Source organism: Nonomuraea sp. NPDC050202 (assembly GCF_040656115.1).
GTDB lineage: Bacteria > Actinomycetota > Actinomycetes > Streptosporangiales > Streptosporangiaceae > Nonomuraea.
Window position 1 is genome coordinate 95,198 of sequence record NZ_JBFALF010000005.1, and the last position, 16,231, is coordinate 111,428.

General features: G+C 71.5%; 13 protein-coding genes. 7 read left to right on the forward strand and 6 right to left on the reverse strand.

Annotation, left to right across the window (positions count from 1 at the left end; genetic code table 11):
• Positions 1-28 precede the first annotated feature (28 nt).
• Together AB0I79_RS16990 and AB0I79_RS16995 are read left to right on the forward strand one after the other, a co-directional pair.
• Complete coding sequence (locus tag AB0I79_RS16990) at positions 29-1,426, forward strand: hypothetical protein (RefSeq protein WP_357873294.1); 1,398 nt, start codon at positions 29-31, stop codon at positions 1,424-1,426.
• A gap of 98 nt (positions 1,427-1,524) precedes the next feature.
• Positions 1,525-2,907, forward strand: a complete 1,383-nt coding sequence (locus AB0I79_RS16995; protein ID WP_357873297.1) for a hypothetical protein — start codon at positions 1,525-1,527, stop codon at positions 2,905-2,907.
• A gap of 30 nt (positions 2,908-2,937) precedes the next feature.
• On the opposite strand, the gene AB0I79_RS17000 is transcribed toward AB0I79_RS16995, so the two are convergent.
• A complete protein-coding gene (locus AB0I79_RS17000; RefSeq protein ID WP_357873299.1) occupies positions 2,938-3,900 on the reverse strand; it encodes an RDD family protein in 963 nt (320 codons plus the stop codon).
• 51 nt (positions 3,901-3,951) lie between these two features.
• Between AB0I79_RS17000 and AB0I79_RS17005 the strand changes: the two genes are divergently transcribed.
• Entirely contained in the window at positions 3,952-4,944 is a 993-nt protein-coding gene (locus tag AB0I79_RS17005; RefSeq protein ID WP_357873302.1) for a stage II sporulation protein M, read from the forward strand.
• Positions 4,945-4,993: 49 nt separating this feature from the next.
• Here AB0I79_RS17005 and AB0I79_RS17010 read toward each other — a convergent pair whose 3' ends face one another.
• Genes AB0I79_RS17010 through AB0I79_RS17030 form a run of 5 tightly spaced genes read right to left on the reverse strand, consistent with a single transcriptional unit; the run spans position 4,994 to position 10,240 of the window.
• On the reverse strand, positions 4,994-6,367 hold the full coding sequence (locus AB0I79_RS17010) for a DUF58 domain-containing protein (protein ID WP_357873305.1): 1,374 nt from the start codon (positions 6,365-6,367) through the stop codon (positions 4,994-4,996).
• A gap of 28 nt (positions 6,368-6,395) precedes the next feature.
• Entirely contained in the window at positions 6,396-7,391 is a 996-nt protein-coding gene (locus AB0I79_RS17015) for a MoxR family ATPase (protein WP_357874264.1), read from the reverse strand.
• 13 nt (positions 7,392-7,404) lie between these two features.
• Positions 7,405-8,583 (reverse strand): DUF4350 domain-containing protein, encoded by a 1,179-nt coding sequence (locus tag AB0I79_RS17020; protein ID WP_357873307.1) that lies wholly within the window; start codon positions 8,581-8,583, stop codon positions 7,405-7,407.
• Positions 8,580-9,212, reverse strand: a complete 633-nt coding sequence (locus AB0I79_RS17025) for a DUF4129 domain-containing protein (RefSeq protein WP_357873310.1) — start codon at positions 9,210-9,212, stop codon at positions 8,580-8,582. Before AB0I79_RS17025 ends, AB0I79_RS17020 begins: the two co-directional genes overlap by 4 nt.
• Positions 9,209-10,240 (reverse strand): glycerophosphoryl diester phosphodiesterase membrane domain-containing protein, encoded by a 1,032-nt coding sequence (locus AB0I79_RS17030; RefSeq protein ID WP_357873313.1) that lies wholly within the window; start codon positions 10,238-10,240, stop codon positions 9,209-9,211. The genes AB0I79_RS17025 and AB0I79_RS17030 overlap by 4 nt, the downstream gene beginning before the upstream one ends.
• A gap of 515 nt (positions 10,241-10,755) precedes the next feature.
• On the opposite strand from AB0I79_RS17030, the gene mtrA reads away from it, so the two are divergent.
• The 4 genes from mtrA to AB0I79_RS17050 all read left to right on the forward strand — a co-directional run bounded on the left by mtrA (position 10,756) and on the right by AB0I79_RS17050 (position 16,067).
• A complete protein-coding gene (gene mtrA, locus AB0I79_RS17035; protein ID WP_043620615.1) occupies positions 10,756-11,433 on the forward strand; it encodes an MtrAB system response regulator MtrA in 678 nt (225 codons plus the stop codon).
• A gap of 18 nt (positions 11,434-11,451) precedes the next feature.
• Entirely contained in the window at positions 11,452-13,197 is a 1,746-nt protein-coding gene (gene mtrB / locus AB0I79_RS17040) for an MtrAB system histidine kinase MtrB (protein ID WP_357873316.1), read from the forward strand.
• Positions 13,184-14,914 (forward strand): LpqB family beta-propeller domain-containing protein, encoded by a 1,731-nt coding sequence (locus AB0I79_RS17045; RefSeq protein ID WP_357873319.1) that lies wholly within the window; start codon positions 13,184-13,186, stop codon positions 14,912-14,914. Before mtrB ends, AB0I79_RS17045 begins: the two co-directional genes overlap by 14 nt.
• A 472-nt stretch (positions 14,915-15,386) precedes the next feature.
• Positions 15,387-16,067, forward strand: a complete 681-nt coding sequence (locus AB0I79_RS17050; protein WP_357873322.1) for a ComF family protein — start codon at positions 15,387-15,389, stop codon at positions 16,065-16,067.
• Positions 16,068-16,231: the final 164 nt, after the last annotated feature.

Below are 16,231 nucleotides of genomic sequence, written 5' to 3' on the forward strand. Positions count from 1 at the left end.
GATTTATGCCCCCTTTATTGGAGGTTAGGTGTTAACCCCCCGCAAAGCCCTCATCCTGGTGGCGGCGTTCGCCGCGTGCGTGGGCGTGACGGCCCCCGTCCAGGCTGCGGACATCCCGGCTCCCGGCGAGATCGTCATGAGCCCCAACATGAAGCACGTCACGAACGTGCCCAAGCCCCAAGCCCTGTCCGACATCAACACGGACATGGCCTTCCAGGGCGACTATGCCTACGTCGGCAACTACTTCGGCTTCTCGATCTACGACATCAGGAACCCGAAGAGGACCTCGCTGGTCAGCTCCGTCGTCTGCCCCGGCGGGCAGATGGACGTCAGCGTGTACGGCGATCTGCTGTTCGGCTCCGTCGACTCCTCGCGCAACAACGACTCGTGCAGCAGCACCGGGCAGAGCGCCACGATCAAGGAGTCGTGGGAGGGCATCCGGATCTTCGACGTCTCGAACAAGGCCGCTCCGACGTACATCAAGTCGGTCGAGACGAACTGCGGCTCGCACACGCACACGCTGGTGCCCGACCGCAGGCGGCAGAACGTCTACCTCTACATCTCCTCCTACGGCCCGAGCGACACCTACCCGGACTGCAAGACGCCGCACGACCTGATCTCCATCATCAAGGTGCCGCTGCGGAACCCGGCCGCGGCCTCGGTCATCGCCACGCCGAACCTGTTCCCCGACGGCGGGTACCCGGGCGTCCCGCTGCCCTACCCGGACGGCAAGACGGCCACGGCCGGCTGCCACGACATCACCGCCTACCCGGAGAAGGGCATCGCCGCGGGGGCGTGCATGGGTGAGGGCATCCTGCTCGACATCCGCGACCCCGAGCGGCCCAAGGTCACCGCGACCGTCCGCGACGAGACGAACTTCGCCTTCTGGCACTCGGCCACCTTCAACAACGAGGGCACCAAGGTCATCTTCACCGACGAACTCGGCGGCGGCACCCGGGCGACCTGCAACGAGGCCATCGGGCCGAACCGGGGCGCCAACGCCTACTACGACATCGTCGGTGGGCAGCTCCAGTTCAGGAGCTACTTCAAGATCGCACGGCACCAGGCCGACACGGAGAACTGCGTGGCGCACAACGGCTCGCTGATCCCGGTCAAGGGCCGCGACATCATGGTGCAGGCGTGGTACCAGGGCGGGATCTCGGTGGTGGACTTCACCGACTCCGCGCACCCGAAGGAGATCGCCTACTTCGAGCGCGGCCCCGACAACACCGCCGGGCCGCTGTACGGCGGCTTCTGGTCGGCCTACTACTACAACGGCTACATCTACGGCTCCGACTTCCACCAGGGCCTGGACGTGCTGAAGATCAACGACTGGCGGACGAACCAGGCCAACGGCGTGAAGATGCGCTCGCTGAACGCGCAGACGCAGGCGTCGTACCCCGAGCGCGGGCACGGCCACGGGTAGATCGTGCGGCGGAGCTCCCACCGGGGCCCGCACCCTTCTGTGTTCCGCATCCCACGTGCACGTTCACACTCGTCGAACGTGATCAAGGAGGCTCCCGAGTGTCCCTGAAGCGCCGTTCCCTCGTCATGGTCGCGGCAGCAGCCGTCTTAGCGCTGGCCGGAATGCCCGCGCAGGCCGCCGACATCCCGCCGCCCGACACCGTGGTCACCAGCCCCAACGTGACGCACGTCCTGAACGTCCCCAAGCCCGCCCCGATCGCCGGCACCATCAACACCGACCTCGCCTTCCAGGGCGACTACGCCTACGTCGGCAACTACGGCGGCTTCTCCATCTACGACATCAGGAACCCCAGGAAGGTCAGGCCGGTCAGCTCCGTGGTCTGCCCCGGCTCCCAGATGGACGTCAGCGTCTACGGCGACCTGCTGTTCGCGGCCGTGGACTCCTCCCGCAACAACGACTCGTGCAGCAGCACCGGGCAGAGCGCCTCGATCAAGGAGTCGTGGGAGGGTGTGCGCATCTTCGACGTCTCCGACAAGGCCAACCCGCGCTACATCAAGTCGGTCGAGACCAACTGCGGCTCCCACACCCTGACCCTGGTGCCGGGCAAGGGCCGCGACCGGCACCGGAACGTCTACATCTACGTGTCGTCGTACCAGCCGGCCGACAACTTCCCCGACTGCATGCCGCCGCACGACAAGATCTCGATCATCAAGGTGCCGCTCCGCGACCCGGCCAGCGCCGCGGTCGCCGCCACCCCGGTCGTCTTCCCCGACGGCGGCAACGAGACCCAGCCCGGCCTGCTCCTGCCGACCAGCGGCTGCCACGACATCACCGTCTACGCCGAGAAGGACATCGCCGCGGGCGCGTGCATGGGTGACGGCGTGCTGTTCGACATCCGCGACCGGCTGAACCCCCAGGTCACCGCCAGGACGACCGACCCGAACTTCGCGTTCTGGCACTCCGCCACCTTCAGCAACGACGCCAGGAAGGTCGTCTTCACCGACGAGCTCGGCGGCGGCGGCGGAGCGACCTGCAACGAGGCCACCGGCCCGAACCGCGGGGCGGACGCCATCTACGAGATCGTGAAGGGGCAGCTCGTGTTCAAGAGCTACTTCAAGATCTCGCGCCACCAGGCCGACAGCGAGAACTGCGTGGCGCACAACGGCTCGCTGATCCCGGTCAAGGGCCGCGACATCATGGTGCAGGCCTGGTACATGGGCGGGGTGTCGATCTGGGACTTCACCGACGCCGCCAACCCGAGGGAGATCGGCTACTTCGAGCGTGGTCCCCGCGCGGCGGGCGGCGGCGGTGGCATCTGGTCCGCCTACTACTACAACGGCTACATCTACGGGGCCGACTTCCACGAGGGCCTCGACGTCATCAAGATCAACGATCCGCTCACCGACAGCGCCAGGTACGTGCGTACCGAGCGGCTGAACACCCAGACGCAGGAGTCGTACCACGGCCGGAGGCACGGCTGAGGTGACGGCTCGCGCGCCCCGTGACCGCGCTCACTGAGGCGGCGCGAACCCGCCCGGGGTCGCCTTCGGCGGCTCCGGCGCGGGTGCGGGCGGAGGCGGAGGCTGTTGCTGCTGGTACGGGGACGGGCCAGGCGGCGCGTACGGTGCCGGTGCCGGCGGCATGTGCGGCCCTGCCGGGCCGTGAGGCCCTGGTTGCGAGTAAGGCCCCTGCGGCGCGTACGGGCCCTGCTGCGGCTGCCCGTTCCCCAGGCGCTGCGCGAACCGCGCCTGCTCCCGACGCCGGCGCTCCGCCAGGACGGCGCTCAGGTACGCGTGCGCCGGCACCCCGCCAGGAGCCGCCGGCGAGACGAAGGCCGCCACCTGGGTCGCGATGCGCACCCCCATCTCGTACTGCACCTGCGGCGTGAGGTCGTGCCAGCGCGTCAGGTACTGCCGGGCGGCCTGCGCCACCTCGTCGGGCAGCTGGGACAGCTCCAGCGTGGCCGCCCAGCTCACGAGCTGCGGCGGCATGACGATGACCTGCCCCGAGTCGCGCGGCGCCCGCTCGGAGATCACGATGGTGCCCGCGAACACGTCGCCGAGCCGCTTGCCCCGCTGCGAGACCATCGACGCGATGAGCGCCGGCGCCCCCGAGAACATCCAGAACTCCACGACCCCGGCCAGCCCGCGGAACAGCGCCTGCCTGAAGCGCTCGGGGCTGCCGTCGTCGCCGACCACCCGGAGCCCGAGCGCCAGCTTGCCGAGGCTGCGGCCCCTGCTGAGGGTCTCGAAGATCACGGGGTAGCCGACCAGCACCAGCACGACCAGGACGACCATGACGGCCCCGAACATGGCGGCGTCCGTGATGGCCGCGAACGCTCCCAACAACGCGTAGGCGGCGACCAGGACGGTGAACTGCACGGCCATGTCGATGACGATCGCCAGGGCCCGGGAGGGCATCTGGGCCACCCGCACTTCGACGACGACGGCGTCGCCGGTCACAACCTCCGACATATGTGGAGCCTAACGGCAATGTCCGGGTGATTGAGCGGCCAGAATGTTCGGGTGGACATCGATGCGTTCGTCACAGCACACCGCCCCGTGTGGGACCGGCTCGATCACCTGGTCAAGCACCGCTCCTCGCTGACCGGTGCCGAGGTGGACGAGCTGGTGGAGCTGTACCAGCGGGTGGCCACGCACCTGTCCATGGTCCGCTCGTCGTCCAAGGACCCGATGCTGGTCGGGCGGCTGTCCGCGCTGGTGGCCAGGGCCAGGTCCGCCGTCACCGGCGCGCACACCCCGGCCTGGCGCGAGGTGACGCGCTTCTTCACCGTGTCGTTCCCCGTGGTCGCCTACCGGGCGCGCTGGTGGTGGCTGGCGGTCACGGTCGCGTTCCTGGTGGTGGGGTGGGTGATGGGCGCGTGGGTGGCGGCCAACCCCGACGTGCAGGCGTCGATCGCCAGCCCCGACGAGATCACCCGGCTCGTCGAGGAGGACTTCGCCGACTACTACTCCGAGCACCCGGCCGCCTCCTTCGCCAGCCGCGTGTGGACGAACAACGCGTGGGTGGCGGCACAGATGATCATGTACGCGGTGGTGCTGGGCCTGCCGATCCCGTACGCGCTCTACGCCAACGCCGAGAACGTCGCCGTCTCCGGCGGCCTGATGGCCTCCCGGGACAAGCTGGACATCTTCTTCGGCCTGATCCTGCCCCACGGCCTGCTGGAGCTGACCGCCATCTTCCTGGCGGCGGCCGTGGGCATGCGCCTGGGCTGGACGGTCATCGACCCGGGGCCGCGCAGGCGGATCGAGGCGCTGGCCGAGCAGGGCCGGGCGGTGATGAGCGTGGCCATGGGGCTGGTCGTGGTGCTGTTCGTGTCGGGGCTGATCGAGGCGTTCGTGACCCCGTCGGGGCTGCCCACGTGGGCGCGCATCGGCATCGGGGTGCTCGCCGAGGCGGTCTTCCTGGCGTACGTGATCATTTTCGGCCGCAGGGCGTTGCGCGCGAACGAGACCGGCGACATCGAACGGGCGCCCGACGTCGCCCCGACCGCCTGACCGCACGTCACCGGACCGGGGTCCGCCGGGGCGCGCGGGTCTCAGCGCGTCAGAGCCGCCCCGCCGCCTTGAGGGCCAGGTACGCGTCGGCGAGGGCGGGCGCGATGTCATCCGGAGGCGCGTCGACGACCTCGACACCGTGCCGCCGCAGCCTGGCCGTGATGCGCCTGCGGCCGAGCTGGGCCTGCTCGGCCGCCGCCGCGTCGTACACCTCCTCGACCGACCCGCGCCGGCCCGCCATGGCCGCGACGGACGGGTCGGACACCCCGGCCACCAGCACCAGGTGCCGCGCGGAGAGCTGCGGCAGGACCGGCATCAGGCCCTCGTCCATGGCGGCCGGGTTCAGGTCCGTGAGCAGCACGACCAGGCAGCGCCGCTTGGCCCGCGACAGGATGGCGGCCACCATGGCCTGCGAGTCGGCCTCGACCAGCTCCGCCTCGATCGGCGCCATCACGTTGACCAGCGACGACAGCAGCTCGGTGCGCGACGTCCCGCTCACCCAGGCGCGTACGGCACGGTCGTGGGCCAGGAAGTCCACCTGGTCGCCGGCCCTGGCGGCCAGCGCGGCCAGCAGCAGGGCGGCGTCCATCGACCAGTCCAGGCGCGGCCAGCCGGGCGCGGGCCTGGGATCGGGCCGCAGGAACAGCCCGCCGCCGCTCGCGTCGGCCCCCGCGAGGTGGATCGGCGCGGCGCCGACCCGCCCGGCCGAGGTGCGGCCGGTGTCGAGCACGATCAGCACGCGGCGGTCGCGCTCGGGCCGCCAGGTGCGTACGACGACGTCGTGGCGGCGCGCGGTGGCCCGCCAGTCGATGGAGCGCACGTCGTCGCCCACCACGTACTCGCGCAGCGAGTCGAACTCGGTGCCCTGCCCGCGCACCAGCGCCGGGTGCTGGCCGTCGAGCTCGCGCAGCCGGGCCAGCCGGGAGGGCAGGTGCTTGCGCGACAGGAACGGCGGCAGCACCCGCACCGTCCAGGGCGCCTGGTGGTTGCCCTGGCGGGCGGCCAGGCCCAGCGGGCCGATCGAACGCACGGTGATCGCCACGGAGGAGCGGTCGCCGCGCCTGGTAGGGCTGAGCGAGATGACGAGCTTGCGGCGTTCCCCCGCCGGCACGTCCAGCGCGGCCACCCGCGGATGCACCCCCGCGGAGGGCGGCCAGGCGTCCCTGAGCAGGCCGCGTACGCGCCTGCCGCCCGGGTTCTCGACCACCAGCTCCACCGTGGCCTGCTGGCCGAGCCGGACCAGCGTGTCGCCGGACCGGTGGAAGCGCAGCGGCCGCACGGCACCCGCGAACGCCAGGTCCACGGCGATCCCGGCGGCCAGCAGCAGGCAGACCCCGGCCAGCGCGGGCCCTGGCTGCGGCGCGAGCAGCACCACCACGATCCCGACCGCCGCGACCAGCCCGGCACGTCCCGTCAGAGCCATCCCCGCACCACGCTTCCCGTAGCGGCCGTCAACGCGGGACCGGGACCGAGGCCAGGATCCCGTCGAGCAGGCCGTCGGCGGTCGCCCCCTCCAGCTCGGCCTCGGGCCGGAGCTGCACGCGGTGCCGCAGCGCGGGCCTGGCCAGCGCCTTGACGTCGTCGGGAGTGACGTACGGCCGCCCGGACAGCCACGCCCACGCCCGGGAGGCGGCCAGCAGCGCCGTGGCGCCGCGCGGGGAGACGCCGAGTTGCAGCGACGGGGAGTTCCTGGTGGCGCGGGCCACGTCCACGATGTAGCCGAGCACCTCGGGCGCCACGTGCACCTTCGAGGCCGCCTCCCGCCCCGCCGCCAGGTCCTCGGCCGAGGCGACGGCCTTGATGTCCGACAGGTCGCGCGGGTCGAAGCCGCGGGCGTGCCGGTCGAGCACGGAGATCTCCTGCTCGCGCGGCGGCAGCGGCACGGTCAGCTTGAGCAGGAACCGGTCGAGCTGGGCCTCGGGGAGCTGGTAGGTGCCCTCGTACTCGACGGGGTTCTGCGTCGCGCACACCACGAACGGGTCGGGCAGCTCGCGAGCCGAGCCCTCCACGCTGACCTGCCGCTCCTCCATCGCCTCCAACAGCGCCGCCTGCGTCTTGGGCGGCGTGCGGTTGATCTCGTCGGCGAGCAGCAGGTTGGTGAAGACGGGCCCCTCGCGGAACTCGAACTCCGCGGTCTTCGTGTCATAGATCAACGACCCGGTCACGTCGCCGGGCATCAGGTCGGGCGTGAACTGCACCCGCTTGAAGTCCAGCGACAGCGCCGAGGACAGCGTGCGCACCATCAGCGTCTTGGCCACGCCCGGCACGCCTTCGAGCAGCACGTGCCCCCTGCACAGCAACGCGATGACCAGCCCCGTCACGACCGCGTCCTGCCCGACCACGGCCTTGGCCACCTCGGTGCGCAGCGCGGCGAGCGCTTCCCTGGCCGAGTCGCCGTTGCCGGCCGGCCCGCCGACCGGTCCGACGGTCGGCCCGCTGGCCGGCACGCGGTATGTCTCATCAGAGTTCACTGATCTGCCTCTCCATGAAGTCCAGATATCCGGCCAGCCCGACGAGCCCCGCGTCGTCCGCCGGGGGCGGGCCGTAGAGCGCGGCGCCGACCTGCTGCGCGTCCTGCCCCGTACGGGCGGCGATCGCCGAGACGACCTCCGGCCGGCCCGCTCCGGACGCCAGCCCCAGCCTCGGGGTGAGCCGGTCGATCGTGCCCGCGCGCAGCGCGTCGGCCGCGCGTTCCCTGGCGCGCCTGGCCCGGTAGAGCCGGCCGCGTCCCTCGACGGTCTCGGCGGCCCTGACGATGACCGGCAGCTTCTCCGTCACCACGGGCCCCAGCCGCCGGCCGCGCCAGAACGCGGCCACGGCCACGGCGATGATCGACATGTAGACGGCCCAGCGGATGCCGGCCGGCATCAGGTCGTACATCGACTGGCCGCGCTCGCCGGGCAGGTCGAGCGCGGGCGGCGTCTCGGGCGGCACCAGCCAGGTGACGGGCCTGCCGGTGCCGATGAGGTTGAGCGCCAGTGCCGCGTTGCCGTCCTCGGCCAGGCGCTGGTTGGTCATGAAGCCGCCGTCGCCGACGACCGTGATGACGCCGCTCGCGTACGGGAAGCTGACCAGGGTGTGCCCGTCGTCCGCCGGGTAACAGGCGGTGGCGCCCGACGGGCCGCGCAGCACGACGCCGCCCAGGTAGGCGCTGCCCGCGGCGGTGGCGGCGGGCAGACCGCATCCGGGCTCGCGGGAGCGGGGCCTGGCCCCGGCCGCCTCGACGCGCACGCCGGGGGCCAGGGCGGACAGGCCGAAGACGTTACCGACGACCAGGCGGTCGCCGGGGATCCTGGCCAGGCTGAACTCGTCGACGTAACTGGTGTCGGTGATCAGCAGCAGCCGGTCGCCCGTGGCGGCCTTGGCGGCGGCGGCCTCGACGGAGTCGACCCGGTCGACGGTGACGCCCCGGTCGCGCAGCAGCTCGGCCAGCGCCTTGGAGCCGGACAGCGAGGTGTCGTCGGGGTCGAGGTAGCGCGCCGGGGCACGGTCGGGGCCGAGCAGCACGCCCAGGACGGCGATGAGCACGACGAGGCCGCCCAGCAGCACGATCATCCGGCCGGCCCGCCAGGTGGAGCGGGCGGTGGGGGAGGTCGGGTAGGACTGCCCGGAAGGGGCCTGGGGGGTGACGACGCTCATGCCCCGCCCTCACCGGCCGCGGTCGCGAGGGGCACCGGGCGCGCCTGGCGCAGGCGCTCGTCGAGGCCGGTCATCGTCTCGTACGCCTCCCGCGTCCCCATCACCCCGCCGTACGTCACGTCGTCGAACGATCGGGCGGCCGCCGCGAGTTCCTGCGCGAACGCGGGCAGCGACACCGCCGCCTCGGCGGCCAGCTCGTCGGCCGTCCGCCCCGGCATGCCGTCGACCAGCGCGCGTTCCTCCAGGTCGCGGGCGATGGCCCGGAGCCGCTCCTGGATGGCCTGTGTCCAGCGGCCCTCCTGGGCCAGGCGCTCGGCGGCCTGCCGGTGCTCGGCCGCGGTGAGCGCCCGCGCGCCGAACAGCGCGCCGGGCGCGAGCGCGTTCCGGCGGGCCGTCTTGCGCAGCCGCCACGCGATCAGCGCGATCAGCCCGAGGAGGATCAGCGTGATCAGCACGGCGGCGATGATCCCGCCCGCCGACCCGCCGCCGGTGGCCGCGTCGAGAAGGTCGCCGAGGAACTGCGTGACGTACCGGTAGATCCGGTCGAACAGCGCTTCCTTCTCGTACTCCGGCTTGAGGAGCTCCTCCGCGGCCTTGCGCGCGGCCTCCTCCCGGTCGATCGGGCTCACGACCTGGCGGAGTTGGACGGGTGCCACAGCTCGTCGGCCGAGGCGTGCACCCAACCCTGGCGCTGCTGCTCGATGGCCGCCGTCTGCAGCACGAGGTCGAACGCCTCGCTGCGCATGCGCCGGTCGGCGTACAGCAGGCCGGAGACGCCGGCCTCGAACGGGTAGGTGAGCATCGCGCCGAGCGTGCCGCCGATGGCGATCAGCACGGCCGACACGATGGTGTTGGTCACCGAGCTCGCGCCCAGCATCCCGAGCATCGTGCCGATCAGCGTGAACGGGAACGTCAGCATGCTGCCGACGAGGCCGACCAGCAGGGACGTGAGCAGCAGGATGCCGAACACCCGCCAGAAGTCGCCGGTCACCAGGTGCCACGAGCGGCGCATCGCGTCGACCGGGCCGCGGCCCTCCAGGACCACGGCTGGTGAGGCGAACGCGAAGCGGGTCCTGAAGAACAGGTAGTAGGCGAGGTAGGCGACGACGAACAGGACCGTCAGCCCGAGGATCCAGCCGAGGGCGGAGGCGTCGGCGTTCATCACGATCGCCACCAGGAGCAGCACGAAGACGATCAGCGGCACCACCATGATGGCGGCCATCATGCCCACCACGCCGAACAGCGCGGGGATCCGGCCCTTGACGAGGCGCCAGGCCTCGCCCGCGGTGATGCCGCCGCCGAAGACGGCCCGGCCCAGGATGCGGGTCAGCACGCCGGTCAGCAGCGTGACGACGACGAACGAGATCGCCGACGAGATCAGCGTGCCGCCGTACTGGCCGACGATGCCGGAGATGCTGTTGAGGTCGCTCTCCGCGGTGGCGAACCCCTCGGGGTCGTCGAGCGGGCTGGGCAGGGCGTCGAGCAGGAACGCCTGGCCGATGGCCAGCGGTACGGCGGCGAGCAGGGCGGCCACGGCCGACAGGCCGAGCACGGCCTTCGGGTTCGACCGGATCAGCTTGATCGTGCCGTCCAGGATGTCGCCCAGACCGAGCGGGCGCAGCGGGATGATGCCCGGGCGGAGCGCGGGCGGCGGCATATAGCCGTATCCGGGCTGCTGTTGCGGATAAGGCGGATATGGTGTTTGAGGCGCTTGCCCGTAAGGCCCCTGTTGCGGCGAATGCGGGGGTTGTTGCGGGGGCGGCCCGTACGGCTGCCCGGTGGGCGCCGGCTGTTGCGCGCCGGGGGCGGTCCACGGGGAGGCCGGCGGGGCGCTGTAGGGCGGGGGCTGTTCGGCCGACCAGCCTGATGGCGTCTCGGGCGTGGGACCGTGACCGTCTGACATATCCCAATCCTGGCACGCTGTACGGGGCATTGGTGTCACGGAGAGGATTCGCGGCCTCATCTTGCCCGCATTCACGGAGGAATCCGGGCAAGGTTCGCGTCCAGGGATGGCCGAAAGTTGCTCTGTTACCGCAGACTGAGATTGCGGTCGCGGGGGCGGACCTAAAATTCGCCTTTTGCAGGGCTCAGGTCACACTCATGGGTCAACCAAGGGTAACCTTCAGCGATCGTGCGGGTATGTCCCACAATGCGTAGAACGAATGAGGGGCCATGAAAGGTCGCGTGCTGGTCGTCGACGACGACGCCGCTCTCGCCGAGATGCTGGGGATCGTGCTGCGAGGGGAAGGCTTCGAGCCGTCCTTTGTCTCCGATGGCGACAAGGCCCTCGACGCGTTCCGGGATACACGCCCGGACCTGGTGCTGCTGGACCTGATGCTGCCGGGGGCCGACGGCATCGACGTCGCGCGCAGGATCAGGGCGGAGTCGGGGGTTCCCATCGTCATGCTCACCGCCAAGAGCGACACGATCGACGTCGTGCTCGGTCTGGAGTCGGGCGCCGACGACTACATCGTCAAGCCGTTCAAGCCGAAGGAGCTGGTGGCCAGGGTGCGGGCGCGGCTGCGCCGTACCGACGAGCCCACCCCCGAGATCCTCCAGATCGGCGACATCACCATCGACGTGGCCGGCCACTCGGTCAAGCGCGGCGAGGAGACGATCAACCTCACGCCGCTGGAGTTCGACCTGCTCGTGGCGCTGGCCCGCAAGCCGCGCCAGGTGTTCACCCGTGAGGTCCTGCTGGAGCAGGTGTGGGGTTACCGGCACGCGGCCGACACGCGGCTGGTCAACGTGCACGTGCAGCGGCTCAGGGCCAAGATCGAGAAGGACCCCGAGCACCCCGAGATCGTCGTGACCGTCCGCGGCGTGGGCTACAAAGCCGGTCCCGCCTAACCCTCGCCCCGCCCCGCCGTGCCCCCGACGAAGAAGAGATCCCGCAGACGGACGCTCCGCCAGATTCTCGGCGGCGTCCGCCGGCGGGTCCGCCGTGCGGCGGGCAGGACACGCAGCGTCTGGCGGCGCTCACTGCAGCTCCAGGTGGTCACCAGCACGCTGGTGATCTCCGTGATCGTGGTGGTGGTGCTCGGCACGTTCCTGTTCGGCCAGATCAACAAGTCGGTCGTGGACAGCAGCCAGCGCACCGCCGCCAGCGAGGCCTTCGCCGACCGGCTGCAGATCGCCGACGCGCTGACGCCCGAGACCGACGATCCCGCCAAGCAGGCCGACGGCGCCGAGCAGGGCGCGGGCAACCTGCTCGACGAGGTCATGGACACCATCACCGGCTCCGGGGAGAACGGCTCGGAGAAGCGGTACGAGGTGCTGATACTCAACCTGACGACCCCGGGCCAGTCGCGGGCGTCGGGCAGCGTCGTGCCCGCCGACGTGCCGCTCACGCTCAGGCTGGCCCTGCAGCGCAACATCCGCGTCTACAAGTGGGAGGCCGCGACCGGCTCCATCCAGACCATCAGGTTCGGCGGTGAGAGCCAGCCCAGGCTGACGTACGTGGTCGGCGGCATCGTGCACCTGCCCACCAACGGGCGCACCTACGAGGTCTACCACTTCTTCCCCTTCGACGAGGAGGAGGAGCTGCTGTCCAACGTCCGGCTGGCCATCGTCGTGGTGGGGCTCGGGCTCGTGCTGCTGCTGGCCGCCATCGCCTACCTCGTCGCCCGCCAGGTCGTCACCCCCGTGCGCCTGGCGCGCCAGGCCGCCGAGCGCCTGGCCTCCGGCAGGCTGGACGAGCGGCTCAAGGTGCGCGGTGAGGACGACCTGGCCCGGCTGGCGAACTCGTTCAACGAGATGGCGGCCAACCTGGCGCTCAAGATCCACCAGCTCGAGGAGCTCTCCCAGGTGCAGCGGCAGTTCGTCTCGGACGTCTCCCACGAGCTGCGCACCCCGCTGACGACCGTCCGCATGGCCGCCGACCTGCTGTACGACGCCCGCGAGGACTTCGAGCCGATGGCCGCCCGCTCGGCCGAGCTCATGCAGGCCCAGCTCGAACGGTTCGAGTCGATGCTGGCCGACCTGCTGGAGATCAGCCGCTACGACGCCGGCGCCGCCACGCTCGACCTGGAGCCCGTGGACATCCGCGACGTGGTGCTGCGCGCGATCGGCGACTCCGAGGCGCTGGCCGAGCGGCACGGCACCCGCTTCGAGCTCAGGCTGCCCAACGAGCCCTGCGTGGCCGAGATCGACAACAGGCGGGTCGAGCGGATCCTGCGCAACCTGCTGTTCAACGCCATCGAGCACGGGGAGGGCAGGGACATCGTGGTCACCGTCGGCGCCGACCGCGACGCCGTGGCCGTCGCCGTACGCGACCACGGGATCGGGCTCAAGCCCGGCGAGGACACCATGGTCTTCGACCGCTTCTGGCGGGCCGACCCGTCGCGGGCCAGGACGATCGGCGGCACCGGGCTCGGCCTGGCCATCTCCCGCGAGGACGCCGGCCTGCACGGCGGCTGGCTGCAGGCGTGGGGGCAGCCGGGCGAGGGCTCCCAGTTCAGGCTCACGCTGCCGAGGAACGCCGGCGTGGACCTGAAGGGCTCGCCGCTGTCGCTGGTGCCGCCCGAGATCGAGATGCGCCGCACCTGGCGGACGTCGATGACGCCCGTGCTGCTGCCGGCGTCCGGGGACGGGGCCGAGCATGACGAGGACTAGCCGGCTCGGCACGGCGCTCGCCATCGTGGCCGCGATGGTCCTGGGCGGCTCGGGGTGCACCGTGATCCCCCCGAACGGCCCGTACACCGTCAACAACGACGAAGGGGCCGGCGACCCGCTCAGCAAGCCGTTCCAGCGCATGATCGCCATCCCGCCGCAGCCCGGCTGGGGCGCCGAGGACACGATCAGGGGCCTGCAGGCCGCCATGGCCGCCTACGCGGACGACCCGTCGGTCCTGGCCGGCTACCTGACGCCCGAGGCGCGGGCCAAGTGGACGGCGGCCGGGCCCGTGACGGTGATCCAGGACCAGTACGAGGTCGTGGTCCCGCCGCCGCGCGAGTCCGAGGCGTCGACGGAGGTCACGCTCAAGGCGCACGTGGCGGCCGTCATCAACGAGGACGACTCGTACAAGCCGACGGGCGGGTCGTGGGAGCGTCCCTTCGAGCTGGTCAAGCTGCCGGAGGGGTACCGCGTCAGCAGCCTGCCCGCCGGGCTGCTGCTGACCGAGTCCGACGTGGCGCGCGCGTACCGGCCGACGAACCTCTACTACGTCAACCGCAGCACGCAGGACCGGCTGGTCGTCGATCGCGTGCGCCTGCGGCTCGACACGATGGAGACGTTCGCGCAGACCGTGCTCGAACGCCTGCTCGAACCGCCGACCGAGGCCCTGCGCGGCGCGGTCACCTCCAGCTTCCCGGCCGGCACGAAGATCGAGTCGATCAGGTCGGGCGAGGACCGCGTGATCATCAACCTCTCGGGGCCGCTCGACACCCTCGACCTCAGTACGGAAGAGACCCTGAGAGGCCAGATCAGGAACAGTCTCAACAAGAACGAGATCGCCAAGGGCCGCGTCATCGAGATCCTGGTGGACGGCGAGTCGTACACCGTCGACCGGCCCGACTCCGTCGACCAGTGGCTGGACGACGACGTCCGCGACAGCGCGTACTACGTCGACAAGGGAGCGGTCCACTACCTGACGAAGGACGGCCCGGGAGGCGCCGTGGCGGGCGCGGCGGGTGAGCAGCGCGAGGGGTACAGCCACTTCGCCGTCTCCGCCGGCCCCAACCCGCTCATCGCGGCCAGGACCTCGACCGGCATCTCGGTGGCCGGGCTGGCGCCCGAAGGGGTCTGGCAGGAGGTCATCCAAGGGGACGACCTGACGCCGCCCACGTGGAACAGGGACGGGTCCCTGTGGACGTACGACGGCAAGAACGGCGCCTTGCTGAAGTACGACCCGGTCAGGGGGCGGGTGGATCCCGTGCAGGTGCCGGAGGAGCTGGACCGGCTGGAGATCAACCAGTTCAGGATCGCCAGGGACGGGGTGCGGGTGGCGGTGACCACCGGGGACGAAACCGTCCAGATCGGCGCGCTGACCGGTGAGGGCGCCGGGACGAAGCTGGGGAACCTCCAGCTCCTGACCACGACCGAGACCGGGAACGAGATCAAGGACATCGCCTGGCGAGACGACGAGCGCCTGCTCGTGCTGGTGCAGGGGACGGCCGGTCAGACGCTCAACGAGATCAACGTGGGGGACGGGGAGACCACGGGGGTGCCGTTGAAGGACCGGCTGCAGTCGGTGGCGGCGTTCCAGGACCAGGTGCTGGCGGATGTCACGGCGAAGGGGGTGACCAAGCTGATGGCGCTCAGCCAGGACCAGCAGACCTGGACCCCCAAGATCGACGCCAACGGCGGCGCCCCCTTGTTCCCCCTGGGCTGACCCACCTCGCCGGCGGACGGCCCTCGCCGACGGCTTGTCCTCGCCGACGGTTGGCTCGCCCCGGCGGTTGGCTCGCGCCGGCGGTTGGCTCGCGATGGCGGTTGGCTCGCGATGGCGGTTGGCTCGCGACGGCGGCTGGCGCTTTCGCCGGCGGTTGGCTCGCGACGGCGGCTTGGTCTCGCCGGCGGCTGGCGCTTTCGCCGGTGGATGGCTCGCACCGACGACGGCTGGCCCGCTCCGCCGGCCCGGCGCGGGACCGCGCCGGGTCGTGTCCCCGCCGGTCCGCGCCGCGCATGTCTCCTGTGCCGTCGCGTGGCCACAGCCTCACGCTTGTGCAGGTGCCATCCCCGCGTGGCCGCCGTGTGCCGTGGTCTGGACCGGTCCGGCCGTCCGGCCGTGATCCCGCGGCGCTCCTCCCGATGCGCTGCGTCAGCGAGCCGGAACTGTCGGTGGCGCCCGGCATGCTGGGCCCGTGCTGAACGCCCTACTGGATCTGGTCCTTCCTCCCGCCTGCGCGGGCTGCGGCGCCAAGGGGGCGTCGTGCTGTCCGCGATGCTTCGAGGCGCTGACCGCCGAGCCCGCCAGGCGCGGCTCCGTCCCGTGGCCGCGCGGCCTGCCCGACTGCTGGTCCGCGGCGCCGTACGAGGGGGCGGTGCGCAGGATGATCGTGGCCTACAAGGAGCGGGGCGCCGTGGCGCTGGCCGGGGTGCTGGCCGAGGCGGTGACGCGGACGGTGCTGGTCGCCATGGGGCAGGCGGGCGAGTGGGCAGGCGGGCGGTTCGCCGTCGTGCCGGTGCCGAGCGCGCGCAGGAGCGTGCGGGGCCGGGGCCACGATCCCGTGGGGAGGCTGGCGGTGCTGGTCGCCGCCCGGTTGCGGGTGCTCGGGGTGGGGGCGGAGGTGTGGGCGGGGCTGGCGCAGGCCAGGCGGGTGGCCGATCAGGCGGGCCTGAGTCGCTCTCAGAGAGCCGCCAACCTCGCAGGGTCACTTCAGGTCGTCCCCGCCGCGAACGGGCCTCCAGCGGCCCGTGCGCTGCTCCTGGACGACATCGTGACGACCGGCGCCACCCTCGCGGAGGCCGCCAGGGCGCTGCACGCTGCGGGGATCGCGGTGCCGCTGGCCGTCACCGTGGCCGCGACACGCCGAAGATCTTGAAAATCGTCATGGTCACGTTCGGTAAAGAAAGATCCAAATCGGTTTCCTGGCCTGGAGGCTACATGTCACTTCCCCTAGACGGGCGCTCGGGCTGTTCAGTGGACGGGAGGCCCCTGCGCATAAGGGTTGCCGATCGGTTAAATGGGGCATCGGAAGGCGCTTAC